At 62.3% G+C, this 15,899-nt stretch carries 14 protein-coding genes; 9 read left to right on the forward strand and 5 right to left on the reverse strand.

Going from position 1 to position 15,899, the window contains the following annotated elements; genetic code table 11:
* Positions 1-28 precede the first annotated feature (28 nt).
* Complete coding sequence (locus tag MGEO_RS03835; protein WP_085635392.1) at positions 29-2,839, reverse strand: [protein-PII] uridylyltransferase; 2,811 nt, start codon at positions 2,837-2,839, stop codon at positions 29-31.
* Positions 2,799-3,980, reverse strand: coding sequence for a penicillin-binding protein activator (locus MGEO_RS03840; RefSeq protein WP_085635393.1), 1,182 nt, complete (start codon positions 3,978-3,980; stop codon positions 2,799-2,801). The genes MGEO_RS03835 and MGEO_RS03840 overlap by 41 nt, the downstream gene beginning before the upstream one ends.
* A gap of 89 nt (positions 3,981-4,069) precedes the next feature.
* Here MGEO_RS03840 and rsmI point away from each other — a divergent pair, with 89 nt between their 5' ends.
* The 3 genes from rsmI (at position 4,070) to gshB (ending at position 6,371) form a co-directional block, all read left to right on the forward strand.
* The gene (gene rsmI, locus MGEO_RS03845; RefSeq protein ID WP_085635394.1) at positions 4,070-4,927 is read left to right on the forward strand and encodes a 16S rRNA (cytidine(1402)-2'-O)-methyltransferase; all 858 of its coding nucleotides are present in this window, start codon (positions 4,070-4,072) and stop codon (positions 4,925-4,927) included.
* Between the two features lie 37 nt (positions 4,928-4,964).
* Complete coding sequence (locus tag MGEO_RS03850) at positions 4,965-5,372, forward strand: YraN family protein (protein ID WP_085635395.1); 408 nt, start codon at positions 4,965-4,967, stop codon at positions 5,370-5,372.
* A 66-nt stretch (positions 5,373-5,438) separates the two neighbouring features.
* Positions 5,439-6,371 carry a glutathione synthase gene (gene gshB / locus MGEO_RS03855; RefSeq protein ID WP_085635396.1) on the forward strand — a complete coding sequence of 311 codons (933 nt, stop codon included), beginning with the start codon at positions 5,439-5,441 and terminating at the stop codon, positions 6,369-6,371.
* A gap of 6 nt (positions 6,372-6,377) precedes the next feature.
* Here gshB and MGEO_RS03860 read toward each other — a convergent pair whose 3' ends face one another.
* Positions 6,378-7,889 carry a YifB family Mg chelatase-like AAA ATPase gene (locus tag MGEO_RS03860; RefSeq protein WP_085635397.1) on the reverse strand — a complete coding sequence of 504 codons (1,512 nt, stop codon included), beginning with the start codon at positions 7,887-7,889 and terminating at the stop codon, positions 6,378-6,380.
* A 66-nt stretch (positions 7,890-7,955) separates the two neighbouring features.
* On the reverse strand, positions 7,956-8,642 hold the full coding sequence (locus MGEO_RS03865) for a glutathione S-transferase (protein ID WP_085635398.1): 687 nt from the start codon (positions 8,640-8,642) through the stop codon (positions 7,956-7,958).
* A gap of 207 nt (positions 8,643-8,849) precedes the next feature.
* Between MGEO_RS03865 and MGEO_RS03870 the strand changes: the two genes are divergently transcribed.
* From MGEO_RS03870 to MGEO_RS03895, 6 genes are all read left to right on the forward strand, one after another.
* Positions 8,850-9,728: an RNA polymerase factor sigma-32 gene (locus tag MGEO_RS03870; protein ID WP_085635399.1), complete on the forward strand. Its 879-nt coding sequence runs from the start codon at positions 8,850-8,852 to the stop codon at positions 9,726-9,728.
* Positions 9,725-10,504, forward strand: a complete 780-nt coding sequence (locus MGEO_RS03875) for a ChaN family lipoprotein (protein WP_085635400.1) — start codon at positions 9,725-9,727, stop codon at positions 10,502-10,504. The genes MGEO_RS03870 and MGEO_RS03875 overlap by 4 nt, the downstream gene beginning before the upstream one ends.
* A 58-nt stretch (positions 10,505-10,562) precedes the next feature.
* Positions 10,563-11,756, forward strand: coding sequence for a bifunctional phosphopantothenoylcysteine decarboxylase/phosphopantothenate--cysteine ligase CoaBC (coaBC, locus tag MGEO_RS03880; protein ID WP_085635401.1), 1,194 nt, complete (start codon positions 10,563-10,565; stop codon positions 11,754-11,756).
* A 50-nt stretch (positions 11,757-11,806) separates the two neighbouring features.
* Entirely contained in the window at positions 11,807-12,265 is a 459-nt protein-coding gene (dut, locus tag MGEO_RS03885; RefSeq protein ID WP_085635604.1) for a dUTP diphosphatase, read from the forward strand.
* Positions 12,262-13,335, forward strand: coding sequence for a HesA/MoeB/ThiF family protein (locus tag MGEO_RS03890; protein ID WP_085635402.1), 1,074 nt, complete (start codon positions 12,262-12,264; stop codon positions 13,333-13,335). Before dut ends, MGEO_RS03890 begins: the two co-directional genes overlap by 4 nt.
* 80 nt (positions 13,336-13,415) lie before the next feature.
* The gene (locus MGEO_RS03895) at positions 13,416-15,428 is read left to right on the forward strand and encodes a M3 family metallopeptidase (protein WP_085635403.1); all 2,013 of its coding nucleotides are present in this window, start codon (positions 13,416-13,418) and stop codon (positions 15,426-15,428) included.
* 51 nt (positions 15,429-15,479) lie between these two features.
* Here MGEO_RS03895 and MGEO_RS03900 read toward each other — a convergent pair whose 3' ends face one another.
* On the reverse strand, positions 15,480-15,812 hold the full coding sequence (locus tag MGEO_RS03900; RefSeq protein WP_085635605.1) for an ArsR/SmtB family transcription factor: 333 nt from the start codon (positions 15,810-15,812) through the stop codon (positions 15,480-15,482).
* Between the last annotated feature and the right edge of the window lie 87 nt (positions 15,813-15,899).

Raw genomic sequence — 15,899 nt, forward strand, 5'->3', positions numbered from 1 at the left:
AGCATGGCAGGCTCCGGATCAGTCAGAATTATTGCGCGGCGCGTTCGGCCCCTTCGGCGATCGCATTGCGCAGCTTGGTTTCAAGGGCTTTCTGCTTGTTCTCGGAATGGAATTTCAAGCCGAACATGTCCTTGACATAGAAGGTATCGACCACTTGCTCGCCATAGGTCGCGATGACAGCAGAGGCGATGTAGACGTTGGCATTTGCCAAAGTGCGTGTGAGATCGAAAAGCAGGCCCGGGCGGTCGCGGGTATCGACCTCGATGATGGTGTAGATTTCGGACCCTTCGTTGTCGAAGGTGATCGAGGTGGGTACATTGAAGGCCCGTTCGCGCTTTTTCAGCTTGTCACGCGGCTTGATCGCCTCGCGTGCCAGAACCTCCCCTCGAAGGGTTTTCGAGATCATATCCCGCAGTCGCGGGATGCGGACATCTTCGTAAGGGGCCCCTTCGCCGTCCTGGATCCAGAAGGCCGCGGTTGCGAAACCGTCTTTCGAGGTGAATGTACGGGCATCGACGACATTCGCCCCAACGAGCGCAAGCGCCCCGGCGAGACGTGAGAAGATGCCCGGATGATCTGCGAGCGCAAAGCAGACCCTGGTGGCATCGCGATCTTCATCCGGATGGATGTCTATGCGGATTTCATCATCGCCGATGTCACGCAGCAGTTCGGCAAAGACCTTGTGAGCGGTGACGTGCAGACCCTGCCAGTAGGGCGGATAATGTCGGCCAGTCTCGATGCGCAGATCCTTGGCATCCCAGCCTTCGAGGGCTTCCCGCAGAGCTTTCTTGGCTTCAGCGCCACGGTTTTCGCGGTTGAGGGCCTCCATCCCGTCTTCCAGAGCGCGGCGGGTCTGACGGTAGAGGGCGCGGATCAGCACGGCTTTCCAGTTATTCCACGTACCCGGACCGACGCCACGGATATCGCAGACAGTCAAAACGCAGAGCAGATCGAGCCGTTCCTTTGTCTGCACGGCCTTGGCAAAATCACGGACGGTGCGGGGATCGGCAATGTCGCGCTTCTGTGCCATGTCGGACATCAGCAGATGGTAGCGCACCAGCCATTCGACAGTGGCGCATTCCTGCTTGTTCAGGCCGAGGCGGGGCGCGACCTTGCGTGCGATCTTGGCGCCAAGAACGGAGTGGTCTTCGTCGCGGCCTTTGCCGATGTCATGCAGCAGCAGCGCGACGTACAGGACCTTGCGGTTTACCCCGTCTTTTAGAATCGAGCTGGCAACCGGCAGGTCTTCCTCAAGATGGCCGTTTTCGATCTCACTGAGGTGCCAGATGCATTGGATCGTGTGTTCGTCCACCGTGTAGTGATGGTACATGTTGAACTGCATCATCGCCACGATGGGTTCGAATTCGGGGATGAAGGCCGACAGAACCCCAAGTTCGTTCATGCGACGCAGAGCGCGTTCGGGGTTGCCGTGTTTGAGCAGCAGGTCAAGGAAGATGCGCTGGGCTTCTTTGTCGTTGCGCATGTCACGGTCGATCAGATGCAGATTGGCGCTGATCAGGCGCATGGCGTCCGCGTGGATCAGAAGGCCGGTGCGGAGCGCTTCCTCGAAGATGCGCAGCATGTTCATCTTGTCGGCGAGGAAGGCCGCATCGTCGGTGATGGCGAGGCGGTTGTTAACGACCTCGTAGCCTTCTTTCATCTTCGGTGCGCGCTTGAGCAGGCGCAGCAGAAGCGGTGGTTCTTTCTGCTGCGAGGCTTCGAGCGAGGTCAGGAAGATCCGGGTCAGGTCACCCACGGATGTGGCATGGCGGAAAAAGTCCTGCATGAAGATTTCCACCGCGCGTCGACCGCCTTTGTCGACATAGCCCATTCGGGCGGCAACTTCGACCTGCATGTCGAAAGTCAGTTGTTCGGTTGCGCGACCGGAGGCGAGGTGCAGGTGGCAGCGTACGGCCCAGAGAAAGTTCTCGGCCTTGACGAATGTGTCGAATTCCTCGGGACGGAACACACCGGTTCGCACCAGTTTGCGCAGGTCATCGGTGTGATGGATGTACTTGGCGATCCAGAACAGCGACTGCAGGTCACGCAACCCGCCCTTACCCTCTTTGATATTGGGTTCCACCATGTAGCGCTGGCCCTGCTTGGTGTGGCGGACGTCGCGTTCGGCGAGTTTGGCTTCGATGAACTCTGCCTCTGTACCTTTGAACAGGGTGTTCCAGAGCTTGCTGTCCAGTTCGTCGGCCAGCGGTTCATAGCCCGCAATGAACCGGTGTTCGAGCATCGCTGTCCGGATGGTGAAATCCTCGGCGCCTAGGCGCAGGCAGTCCTTCACGGTGCGTGAGGAATGGCCGACCTTAAGCTTAAGGTCCCACAGGATGTAGAGCATGGATTCGATCACGCTCTCCGCCCAGGCGGTGATCTTGTAAGGGGTCAGGAACAGCAGATCGACATCCGAGAAGGGTGCCATTTCCCCACGCCCATAACCGCCCACGGCCAGCACGGTTAACCGTTCACCCTCAGTCGGGTTGGGATTGCGGTGAATCCGTTCCGTCACAACCTCAAAGGTGAGCGTGACCAGCTGATCGGTGAGCCACGTATACCCGGTGGTCACCGGCAGGGCGTTGCGTGGCTGTGCCTCGAGCCGAGCAGCCACGGCGGCACGGCCCGTCTTTTGCCCTTCCTTGAGCACGTCAACGACAGCGGCGCGGATGGCGCGTTCATCAGCCGCGTCTTCGATGCTTTGCCAGAGTTTTTCGCGCAGCGCGGCAACGTCGAGCACGTCATCGAACGGGTTGGACGCCGCTGGGGCGCCCGCGTTCTGTTCGTTTGTTAAGGACTTAGAAGCCTGCGCCGCCGAAGCCGGATGGGGCTGGGTCAAGGATGATCACCTGGTTGTTGCGCACGGTCGCTACTGCGAGGCCGCGCTCATTGGTTCCGTCCGGGCGCAAGCGGAAGACGCCATTGGCGCCCTGGAAGCCCGAATTCTGTGTCAGGGCGCGACCGGACAATGCATCCGACCGTCCTTGGCGCACCAGTGCGCCGATTGCCGCGATTCCGTCGAAGGCCAGACCCGCAAGCGGGTGCGGATCCTGTCCGAACTGAGCCTTGTAGCGGCTTTCAAAGGCGGTTTTGGCAGCCGTGTCCGGAAGGGTGAAGTACCCACCCTGCGCGCCCGGCATGGACAGGATCTGCGCCGGGACATCCCAGCGGGCAAGACCCAAATACTGGGTTGTGGACGGGCTGACACCGGCTTCGGGCAGAAGCTGAAGCAGGATCGGCAGCGCACCGGCCGCGTTGGACGTCAGGAATACCGAATCCGCACCGGTAGAATCGATTGTCGATTTGATCCGCGGCACCGCCGAGGCCACACCTTCCTGTGAGAAGGGAAAGGATTCGATGCCGGTCACACGCACGCCACTCTGGCTGGCGGCGGCCTGGATTGCGGCCTTTCCGAACTCGCCTTCAACGTTCTGCGGGTGAACGATTACGACCGACGAGTTGCCCTGCCCCGACGCATAGCGCAGCAACCGGTTCGCAGTATTGCGGAAGGTCGGACCAAGAACATAGACATTGCCGCCCGCGATCGAGGGGTTGTTCGAGAAGCTGAGGACGTTCACGTTGTTGTCGGATACAGCCACACCGGCTGCGTTGGCGGCTTCACCGAAGAGCGGGCCGAGGATGATCTTCGCGCCCTCAGATACGGCCGTTTCGGCCTGTACTGCGGCGCGCTGGGCGTCGCCGCCGGTATCATAGACGCGCAGGTCGATCTGCACCCCGTCAAGCGAGGCTATGGCCAATCGCGCCGCGTTTTCGAGGCTTGCTGCAACGGCACCTGCGCCGCTGTCGCTGCGCGGGATCAGAAGGGCGACCGGGACCGGTGCGCTGGTGTCGACACTGGGGCCAGAGCCACCGCTGGGCGCCGCCATCATGCTGGGATCGCAGGCTGTCAGGCCCATGATTGCTCCAACAGCCATTGCCTTGCGCAACAGCTTGCGGGGGGTGGACAAAACAGCCAACATAAAACGCACTCCCTGTTCGCGTGTCACCGTTGGGCACGCGCAATTTTGATTTGGGGCGATAATAGACAACGCGAAAGGCGGGTCCAGACATGAATTGGCAGGCACGCGATATCGCGCCGGGGCTGTACCTTGTGGCAACCCCGCTCGGGAACGCGCGTGACATCACACTGCGCGCGCTGGACCTGCTGGCGGGCGCTGACGTGTTGGCAGCAGAGGACACGCGGTCGCTGCGGCGGTTGATGGAGATCCATGGCGTCGCCTTGGGGGACCGGCCTCTGGTGGCGTACCACGACCATAATGGCGACCGTGCGCGGCCCAGGCTGATGGCTGCGTTGGAAGCCGGACAATCAGTGGTCTATGCGTCCGAGGCGGGGACGCCGCTGATTTCCGATCCCGGCTTTGACCTGATGCGCGAAGCCTTGCAGGCGGGTCTGCCCTGCACCACGGCGCCGGGACCGACGGCGGTGGTGGCTGCTCTGACCCTGTCGGGCTTGCCATCGGATCGGTTCCTGTTCGCGGGGTTCCTGCCCAACAGCTCGGGAAAGCGGAAATCAGCCTTGGCAGAGTTCGTCGCTGTGCCGGCGACGTTGATTTTCTACGAATCCCCGAAACGGCTGGGTGCGATGCTGCGCGATGCGGCAGAAGTGCTGGGGCCGGAGCGCGATGCTGTGGTGTGCCGGGAGTTAACCAAGAAATTCGAAGAGCGTTGTGCGGGGACGTTGGCGGACCTATCCCAGAAGTACACGGACGAGACCCCGAAAGGTGAAATCGTCGTGCTGATCGAACGCGGGGCCGGGGTGGTCACCGATCAGGCGACGCTGGACGACGCGTTGTTGGAAGCGTTGAGCCGCATGTCGGTCAAAGACGCGGCCAGCGAAGTGGCCAAGACATTCGGCGTGCCACGCCGCGAGGCCTATCAAAGGGCAATGGCGTTAGGGAAACGTTAGATGTCGGGTGGTAGTCTGAAGGCGAAAGGGGATTTGGATGCCATTCGATTTTCAGACTGACGGGTTTGCGGGGCAGGGCGATGCAGGGGCCGTGCATCGGACCAATTACCATGCAGGTGTCAGCGCGGAACAGGCTGTTGCCCGGCATTATCAGGATCGCGGTGCAGTGCTGCGGGAAACCCGCTGGCGCGGGCGGTCTGGTGAGATTGACCTGATCCTGTCTGAAGGCGACAGGGTGGTTTTTGTCGAAGTGAAGAAAAGCCGTACGCATGCCCAAGCGGTGCAACGCGTGACCGCCCGGCAGATTGGGCGGATCATGCGCAGCGCCGAGGATTATCTGGGCCGGTGTCCGGCAGGTGCGTTGACGGATGCGCGGCTGGATGTGGCGCTTGTCGATGCCGAAGGCCGGATCGATATCCTGCCCAATGCCAGCATGGGGTTCTGACGCGCCGACCTTGCGCGCCCCTTACGCTTGCGCCATTACACGGGCAAGGTTTGCAGGGGGCAGCACATGAAAATCGCGTTCCAGATGGATCCGATCCAATCGGTCAACATCAATGGCGACAGTTCGTTCCGGCTGGCGGAAGAGGCGCAGGCGCGGGGGCATGAGCTGTTCTTCTACAGCCCCGATAAACTGGCATATGACGAGGGTCGCATTCTTGCGACCGGGCAGTGGTTCACCGTGCAGCGGGTGCAGGGGGATCATGCCCAGCTAGGACCGGTGGAGCAGATCGACCTTGCGGATGTGGATGTGGTCTGGCTCCGGCAGGATCCGCCGTTCGACATGCATTACATCACCTCGACGCATCTGCTGGACCGGCTGAAGGGCAAGACGCTGGTGGTCAATGATCCGTTCTGGGTGCGCAATTACCCGGAAAAGCTGCTGGTGCTGGATTTCCCCGACCTGACACCGCCAACGATGATTGCGCGGGATCTTGCGTCGATCAAAGCGTTCAAGGCACGGCATGGGGATGTCATTCTCAAGCCGCTCTACGGCAATGGCGGGGCCGGGGTGTTCCGGCTGGATGCGAATGATCGAAACCTGACCTCGCTGCACGAGCTTTTCACCGGGTTTTCGCGCGAGCCGCTGATCGTGCAGAAATTCCTGCCGGACGTGTCGGCGGGGGATAAGCGCGTGATCCTTGTCGACGGTGAAGCGGTTGGCGCCATAAACCGGGTGCCGGCAGAGGGCGAGACGCGGTCGAACATGCATGTGGGCGGACGGCCCGAGAAGATCGGGCTGACGGAGCGCGATCTGGAGATCTGCGCGCGGATCGGGCCGTTGCTTAAGGAAAAGGGTCAGGTGTTTGTCGGGATCGACGTGATCGGGACGTATCTGACCGAGATCAACGTGACCTCGCCCACCGGCATTCAGGAGCTGGAGCGTTTCGACGGGATCAATGTGGCCGAGAAGATCTGGCAGGCGATCGAGGCGAAGCTGTAAGGCGCGTCAGGCCGTGCTTTGGGGCAGGCGGTAGCTGAGCGCCTCGGCCACGTGATCGCGGCTGAGCCTATCGGAGGCGTCGAGATCGGCAATGCTGCGTGCGACGCGCAGGACGCGGTGATAGCCGCGCGCCGAGAGGCCGAAACGGTCGGCGGCGCTGTTCAGTAGGGCGCGGCTTTCGGGATCGAGCTCTGTCACCTCTTCCAGCAGGTCACCTTGCAAATCGGCGTTTTGGCGCAGATCGGGGCGACTATTGAAGCGGTCGGCCTGACGGGTGCGTGCTGCCGCGATGCGGGATGCAAGCTCTTCGCTGGTGGCGCCGGAACTGGGCAGGTCGAGATCGCGGAAGGCCACGGGGGGCACGTCTACACGCAGGTCGAAGCGGTCCATCAAGGGGCCTGAGATGCGTCCCATATAGTCTTCACCGCAATTGGGCGCGCGGGAGCAGGCGCGGCATGGGTCGCTGAGATAGCCGCATTTGCAGGGGTTCGCGGCGGCCACCAGCAGGAACCGGCAGGGATATTTGATGTGGGCATTGGCGCGGGCGACCATGACCTCGCCCGTCTCAATCGGCTGGCGCAGGGTTTCCAGAACGGCGCGGGGGAATTCGGGAAATTCGTCCATGAAAAGCACGCCATTGTGGGCGAGGCTGATCTCGCCCGGTTTGGCGGTGCGCCCGCCGCCAACGATGGCCGCCATCGAGGCGGTGTGATGCGGTTCCCGGAAAGGCCTGTCGCGGGAAATGCCGCCCGCTTCGATCAAGCCGGAGAGGGAATGCACCATTGAGGTTTCCAGCGCTTCGGCGGGGGTGAGTGGTGGCAGGATACCGGGCAGACGCGCGGCGAGCATGGATTTGCCGGATCCCGGCGTGCCGACCATCAAAACGTGATGCCGCCCGGCCGCCGCGATTTCGAGCGCTCTGTTGGCGCGTTCCTGTCCTTTTACATCCCGCATGTCCCGACTGTCGCGGGCGTGGCTGACTTCGCCGGGGTCACAGGGGGTGAGCGGGGCGCGCCCCGTGACATGCTGGATCACGTCCATCAGTCCCTTCGCCCCAATCACCTGACAGCCGCCAACCCACGCGGCCTCGGCCCCGGAAGCGGCGGGGCAGATCAGGGCGCGGTTTTCCTCGGCTGCGGCCATCGCGGCGGGCAGCGCGCCGATCACCGGGATCAGCGCGCCGTCGAGTGACAGTTCCCCCAGAGCCACCGCATCGGCCACCGCGTCCTTGGGCAGGATGTCCAACTCGGCCAGCAGGGCCAGGGCGATGGGCAGGTCGAAATGTGACCCTTCCTTGGGCAGGTCGGCAGGAGACAGGTTCACCGTGATCCGCTTTGACGGAAGCGCGATGTGCAGCGTCGAGAGTGCGCCGCGCACCCGGTCACGGGATTCCGAGACCGCTTTGTCCGGAAGACCGACCAAGGAAAACGCAGGCAATCCGGGTGTCACGGCGCATTGCACCTCGACCATGCGGGCGTCTACGCCTTCGAAGGCGACAGTGTAGGCATGCGCAACCATGTGATCCGGTCCTCGTGTGTTTCGAGGGTGCGGCCATCATGGTTGCGAAAAGGTTAACGCTGATGCTCAGGCCGGGTCGGGCCATGGCTTGGTTTCGAAGGTCTTGGCGTACCAGGGCAGCGTTTCGCCGGTCTTCAACGCAATGCTGCGCCATTCGCGGAATTTCGCATCTGCGAGATGCAGGTCCACGTAGGCCTGCGATGCCTCCGACAGCGCCACGTCATAGCCGGCAAAGCGGGCAGCGACGGGCGCGAAGGCGATGTCGGCGATGGAATAGTCGCCCAAGAGCCACGGCCCGCAATCTGCATGTTGTGACCGGGCATAGGCCCAAAGGCTTTCGATCCGCGCAATGTCGGCCTTCGTAGCATCGGAAAGGGGAACATTCACGTAGGCCGTGCGGAGGTTCATCGGGCATTCGCTGCGCAAGGAGGAAAACCCCGAATGCATTTCGGCTGCGAGGGAACGCCCCAGTGCGCGGGCCGCAGGGTCGGTTGGCCAGAGGCCACCTTCGGGGTGACGGTCATGCAGTTCCTCAGCCATGGCGAGGGAATCCCAGACCACTGCGCCTTCCGGTGTGCGCATCGCCGGAACGGTGCGCGCGGGTGCTACGTCGGGCAATTGTTCTGCCACGCTTCCTTTGGTGAAATCCACCAAACGAAGCTTCGGATCGACGCCGAGATGCCGAAACAGCAGCCACCCGCGCAGCGACCAGCTGGAATAGGCGTAGTCGCCAATGAAAAGCTCGTAAGTCATGCAGGGGTCACTCCGATTGCCCGTTTCTCACGCATGTCTAGCGCAGCCCGGTGGGCATTCCCAATTTCGAATTGTGCGTGAGGTCATCACAGGAGCGAATAAGAGACATGGGCGTTGGCCCGATGTTGAAACTTTTTTTCATGAATCTTTGATCCACGGGCCGGGGACCCTCGTAGACAGAACAAGACATAAGATCAGGGGGCACCAATGGCACTGGACTCGTTTAACGACCAAACCCTGTCGCGCCGCGCGATGAAGGCAGAATTGCTGGACGCGGAGACGGAACTCAAGCTGGCCTATGCATGGCGCGATCAGCGCGATGAGGTGGCGCTGCACCGTCTGATCACCGCGTATATGCGTCTGGCGATCTCGATGGCGTCCAAGTTCAAGCGCTATGGCGCGCCGATGAACGATCTCATTCAGGAAGCCGGCTTGGGGCTGATGAAGGCCGCTGACAAGTTCGATCCCGATCGCGGCGTACGCTTTTCGACCTACGCCGTGTGGTGGATCAAGGCGTCCATCCAGGATTACGTGATGCGCAACTGGTCGATTGTTCGGACCGGATCGACCTCTTCTCAGAAATCGCTGTTTTTCAACATGCGCCGGGTCCAGGCGCGTCTGGAACGCGAAGCGGCTGCCGAGGCCAAAGTGCTCGAAGGTCACGAGATGCGCCGGATGATTGCCGAAGAAATCGGTGTGCCGCTGCATGATGTCGAGATGATGGAAGGGCGGCTGTCCGGTTCCGATTATTCGCTGAACGCGACCCAATCGACCGAGGATGAAGGCCGTGAGTGGATCGACGCGCTGGAAGATGAAAGCGCGCAGGCGGATGAGCGGGTCGAAGAGGATCTGGATCTCGCACAGCTGCGACAGTGGCTGATGATGGCAATGAACCAGCTGAACGAACGTGAGCGGTTCATCGTGCGCGAACGTAAGCTGCGGGAAGATGCTCGGACGCTGGAGAGCCTTGGCAATGAGCTTGGCCTGTCCAAGGAGCGTGTCCGCCAGCTTGAGGCGGCCGCGTTTGCAAAGATCCGGAAGTCGCTTGAAGCCCAAAGCCCTGAGGTGCATCACTTCCTTTCATGAAGTACGCTTTGATTTCTCTCATCTGCGCCCCCACGGCTTTGGTCGCTGGGGGCGTTTTTGATGGTGCCGATGTGGTGTTTCTGGGGGAGTTGCATGACAATCCCGCGCACCATCTACGGCAGGCCGAAGTGGTGGCTGAGGTGGAGCCGACCGCGCTGGTGTTCGAGATGCTGACGCAGGCGCAGGCGGATTTGGTGACGCCTGACTTGGTTGCGGACGAGGCGGCTTTGGAGGCCGCGTTGGGCTGGAACGACAGCGGTTGGCCTGATTTTTCGATGTACTACCCGATCTTTGCCGAAGCGCCTGAGGCCGCGTATTTCGGTGCGGCTGTGCCTCGGGACGTCGCGCGGCAGGCGATGGAGACCGGCATGGCGGCGGCGTTTCGCGGTGATGCCGACGTGTACGGGCTGACGGCGGTTTTGCCGGAGGACCAGCAGGCGGAGCGTGAGGCGTTGCAGCTGGCGGCGCATTGCGATGCGATGCCGGAAGACATGCTGCCGGTGATGGTGGACATTCAACGGCTTCGGGATGCGGAGCTGGCTTATTCCGCAGTTCAGGCGTTCGAGGCGCATGGCGGGCCGGTGGTGGTGATCACCGGAAATGGACATGCGCGCAAGGATTGGGGGGCGCCGGTGTATCTCATGGCGGCGGCGCCCGATTTGCGGATTGCATCATTGGGGCAGGGCGAGGAGGACGTGCCGCCCGAGGGCCTCTTCGACGTGGTAGAAACTTCGCCCGAGGTCGATCGAGGAGATCCCTGCGCCGCGTTCCGCTGATTGAGTTTTGCCCGACAGCCCCGTAACAAGGTGCGGGGACCTGTCAGGACTGTGCTTTATGTTGAGCGGCAAACGTATTCTTCTGATCATCGGCGGCGGCATCGCGGCGTATAAATGCCTGGACCTGATCCGCCGGTTGCGCGAACGCGGTGCGGCGGTGACGCCGGTCATGACGCGGGCGGCGGCGGAGTTTGTCACGCCTTTGTCGGTTTCTGCGCTGGCGGGGGAGAAGGTCTATACCGATCTCTTCGACCTGACTGATGAGGCCGAGATGGGGCATATCCAGCTGTCCCGCGTGGCCGATCTGGTGCTGGTTGCCCCGGCGACGGCGGATCTGATGGCGAAGATGGCGCAGGGGATGGCCGGCGATCTGGCGACGACGCTGCTTTTGGCGACCGACACGCCGGTGATGATCGCGCCAGCGATGAATGTGCGGATGTGGGAGCATCGGGCGACCCAGCGCAATCTCGAGGTCTTGAAGGGCGACGGCGTTTCGGTGGTTGGGCCGAATGACGGCGACATGGCGTGCGGCGAGTATGGGCCGGGGCGCATGGCGGAGCCTTTGGAGATCGTCGATGCCGTGGTGGGGGCGCTGGCGGATGGGCCGCTGCACGGCAAGCGGATTGTAGTGACATCCGGGCCGACGCATGAGCCAATTGATCCGGTGCGCTATATCGCGAACCGGTCGTCAGGGGCGCAGGGCAAGGCGATTGCAGCGGCGCTGCGGGCGTTGGGGGCGGAGGTGGTTTTCGTCACCGGGCCTGCGGATGTTGCGCCGCCGGATGGCGTCGAGGTGGTCCGAGTTGAGACCGCGCGGGAGATGCGGGCCGCGGTGCTTGCCGCCTTGCCTGCTGATGCGGCGGTGTTCGCAGCAGCGGTGGCCGATTGGCGCGTGGTCGGGGCGTCGGACAGCAAGATCAAGAAAGTGGCAGGGGCGCTGCCGACTCTGGCGTTTGAAGAGAACCCGGACATTCTGGCCGAGGTGTCTCAGATGACGGAGGACCGTCCCGGACTGGTGGTGGGCTTTGCCGCCGAGACCAATGATGTGATCGAAAACGCCACCGCCAAGCGCACGCGCAAGGGCTGTGACTGGATCGTGGCGAATGACGTGTCACCTGCAACGGGGATCATGGGCGGTAGTGAAAACGCGGTGACGCTGATCTCGGACACCGGGGCAGAGGCCTGGCCGCGCATGGGCAAGGATGCGGTGGCGCGGCAATTGGCAGCGCGGATTGCCGACGCTCTGGTCTGACGGCACGGTTGGACCATTTTGCATATTTGGAAAAAGAAGAAGGGCAAGGCGTGGTCGCGATCAGGCTGACTTGGGATGAAGGGGCGGACAGGTCTTTGGGGCTGCCGGTTTATGCCAGCGCCGGTGCCGCTGGTGCGGATCTGCGGGCGAACTTCCCGGATCGCGGAGCGATTGTGCTGGAGCCGGGTGCGCGGGCGTTGGTGCCGACCGGGCTGCGCATGGCGATCCCGGAGGGGTTTGAGGTGCAGATCAGGCCGCGTTCAGGGCTTGCGCTCAAGCATGGGATCACGCTGCCCAACGCGCCGGGGACCATCGACAGCGATTATCGCGGGCCTTTGGGCGTGATCGTTATGAATGCCGGGCAGGAATCGTTCGAGATTTCCCATGGCGACCGGATTGCGCAGATGATCGTCGCCCCGGTGTTGCGGGCGGAATTCGCGCTGGAGGAAACACTGGACGACACGGCGCGCGGTGCGGGTGGCTTTGGATCGACCGGGGTTTCGGAATGATTGTTGTCTTTGCCATGGCCGCGGCCCTTTGGGGGCTGGGCGCGTTGATGAAGATGCCGCGAACGGCGCGGCTCTACATGATCGGGCTGCTCTATGTCGGGGTGCTGTTCATCCAGATCGCGCTGCCGGTGGGGCATCCGCTGCGCATGGCGACAGGCGAGAGTGCGGCACTGTGGATCTTGTTGGGCGTCTTTGCGGCGGTCGCGGTTCTGTATGGCAAGGTCGTCAAGAGATTGAAGGACCGCGCAGTGGCCAAGGAAAAGGGTGAGGCGGCGCCCGTGCAGCGGTCTGCCAGTTTCTCGGCATCGGAATTGGAACGGTACGCACGCCATATCGTGCTGCGTGAGATCGGTGGCCCGGGGCAGAAGGCGCTGCGGGATGCCAAGGTGCTTGTGATCGGGGCTGGGGGTCTGGGCGCGCCTGCGCTGCAATATCTGGCGGCGGCGGGTGTCGGCAACATCGGGGTGATAGACGACGACGTGGTTGAGAACGCCAATCTGCAACGGCAGGTGATCCACCGGGATAAGGACATCGGTATGCCCAAGGTGTTTTCCGCGCAGGCCGCGATGCTGGCGCAAAACCCGCATGTTGAGGTGCGCCCCTATCACCGGCGGCTGGCCGAGGATGTGGCCGAAAAGCTGGTGTCGGAGTACGATCTGGTGCTGGACGGCACGGACAATTTCGAGACACGCTATCTTGCGAACCGCGCTGCCGTTGCTATGGGCAAGCCGTTGATTTCCGGTGCGTTGTCGCAGTGGGAAGGGCAGATCTCGGTCTTTGATCCGGCCTCTGGTACGCCCTGTTATCAGTGTATCTTCCCCGAAGCGCCTGCAGCGGGGCTGGCCCCGTCCTGTGCCGAGGTTGGGGTGATCGGGCCCTTGCCCGGTGTGATCGGGTCGATGATGGCAGTCGAGGCGATCAAGCTGATCACCGGGGCGGGGCAGGCGCTCAAGGGTGAGATGCTGATTTACGATGCGCTGTGGGGTGAGACGCGGAAAATCGGGCTGAAACCGCGCGACGATTGCCCGATCTGCGGTGCGGCGTCTGTGAAGACAGCTGCGGCACGCTGAACACCGCTTTCCCTGTTCGTGGCCCATTGTTGTTGGCATCGGGCGGCCCTAGGTTTTGGGAAACCGAATAGGAGCCTTCGATGACCAACCCTTTGCTTGAGACCTGGGACACAGAGTTCGGCCTGCCGCCGTTTGAGCAGATTGAGGACGCGCATTTCGCGCCCGCGATCGAGGCCGCGATGGCGGAAGGGCTGGCAGAGGTCGAAGCGGTGGCGAACAACCACGAGCCGCCGACCTTTGAGAACACGATTGAAGGTCTGATGAAAACCGGCGCGGCCTTGGATCGGGTTCTGGGCGTATTCTACAACCTGGCCGGGGCCGACAGCACCGATATGCGTGAAGAGATCATGCGGGAGTTTTCGCCCAAGCTCGCGGCGCATTCGGCGGCCATTTATGGCAATCAGGCGCTGTTTTCGCGGATTGAACAAGTGTGGCTGGCGCGCGAGGCGCTGGACCTGACGCCGGAGCAGGCGCGGGTGCTGATGCTGACCCATCGAGGTTTCGTGCGCGCGGGCGCTGCGCTGACCGGGGATGAGGCGGCGCGAATGAAGGAGATCAAGGGGCGTTTGGCCACCTTGGGCACGCAATTCGGTCAGAACCTCTTGGCGGATGAGCGGGACTGGCAACGGGCCTTGTCCGAGGACGAGCTTGAGGGCCTGCCGAAATTCGTGGTCGACGCAGTGCGCGCCGCGGGCAAGGAGCGCGGGGCTGACGGCCCGGTTCTGACCCTGTCGCGCTCGGTGATGGTGCCGTTCCTGCAGTTCTGTCCCAATCGGGCGCTGCGGGAAGAGGCTTGGCGCGCTTGGGTGGCGCGCGGCGAAAATGGCGGCAAGACCGACAACAGGGGTGTGGCGGCTGAGATCCTGCAGTTGCGGCAGGAGCGGGCGAAGCTGCTCGGCTATGACGATTTTGCCTCCTACAAGCTCGAGACCGAAATGGCGAAAACGCCGGAGGCCGTTCGCGGTCTGCTCATGGATGTGTGGGAGCCTGCAAAGGCGCGGGCTTTGGCGGATGCTGCGCTGCTGGAAGAGAGGATGGTGGCCGATGGTGTGAACGGACCGCTGCAGGCATGGGATTGGCGGTACTATTCCGAGGCGCGGCGGAGCGAGGAATTTGCGCTCAACGAGGCAGAGTTGAAGCCGTATTTCCAGTTGGACAAGATGATCGAGGCATCTTTTGCCTGTGCGAACCGACTGTTCGGGCTGGAGTTCCGGCCTTTGGAAGTGCCGCTCTACCACAAGGACGCGCGGGCGTGGGAGGTGGCACGGAACGGGCAGCATGTGGCTGTGTTCATCGGGGATTACTTTGCGCGTGCGTCGAAGCGGTCGGGTGCGTGGTGTTCTGCGATGCGGTCTCAGCGCAAGTTCCCGGATGTTCAGGCACCAATTGTGGTGAACATCTGCAACTTCGCCAAGGGTGACCCGGCGCTGCTGTCCTATGACGATGCGCGCACGCTGTTCCACGAATTCGGCCATGCGCTGCACCAGATGCTTTCGGATGTGACCTATGACATGATTTCGGGCACGTCGGTGGCGCGGGACTTTGTCGAGCTGCCGAGCCAGTTGTACGAGCACTGGCTGGAAGTGCCGGAGGTGTTGCAGGAATTCGCCACCCATGCGGAGACTGGCGAAGCGATGCCGCAGGAGATGCTGGACAAGGTGCTGGCGGCGGCGACCTATGACATGGGCTTCCAGACGGTGGAATATGTGGCCTCTGCGCTGGTCGATCTGGCGTTCCATGAAGGGGATCCTCCCGCCGATCCGATGGCGGCGCAGGCCGAGGTGCTGGCGGATATAGGGATGCCCGAGGCCATCGTCATGCGCCATGCGACGCCGCATTTCGCGCATGTGTTCACCGGGGACGGCTATTCGTCTGGCTATTACAGCTACATGTGGTCCGAAGTGATGGACGCGGACGCCTTCGAGGCGTTCGAGGAAGCGGGCGGCGCATTCGATCCGGCGATGGCTGGCAAGCTCGAGCAGTTCATCCTGTCGGCTGGTGGGTCCGAAGAGGCGGATGTGCTTTATACCAAGTTCCGGGGTCGGATGCCGGGGGTTGAAGCACTGCTAAAGGGTCGTGGATTGGCAGCCTGAATCGGAGGCACTCCGTCGACGGAGTGCCCAAACGCGTCGACGCGTTTGGGGTCAGGTGTCGGAGGTCAGGTTTTCTGTTTCCAGAAAGCGTTCGAAGGCATCGAGATTGATGGCTTCGAACTGGCCGAAGGCCTGCATCCAGATGCTGGCATCGCGAAGTGCGTCCGGTTCCAGTTTGCACCACTTCACACGACCGCGTTTTTCCTGGCTGATCAGGCCCGCATTGGCGAGGATTACGAGGTGTTTCGAGATCGCCGCGAGGGACATGTCAAACGGGTCTGCCACGTCGGTGACGGCCATGTCATCCTCGAGCAGCATCGTCAGAATCTGACGGCGGGTCGGGTCTGCCAATGCGGCAAAGACGGTGTCGAGTGTGGGGCCCATGGCGCGCAGTAGACGGAGATGGCCGGAAAACTCAACCGGAAAGTTGAATATGCGGAATGGGACCAAATTGGGAGAATTGCCCCTGCG

It is taken from the genome of Marivita geojedonensis, from assembly GCF_002115805.1.
Lineage (GTDB): Bacteria > Pseudomonadota > Alphaproteobacteria > Rhodobacterales > Rhodobacteraceae > Marivita > Marivita geojedonensis.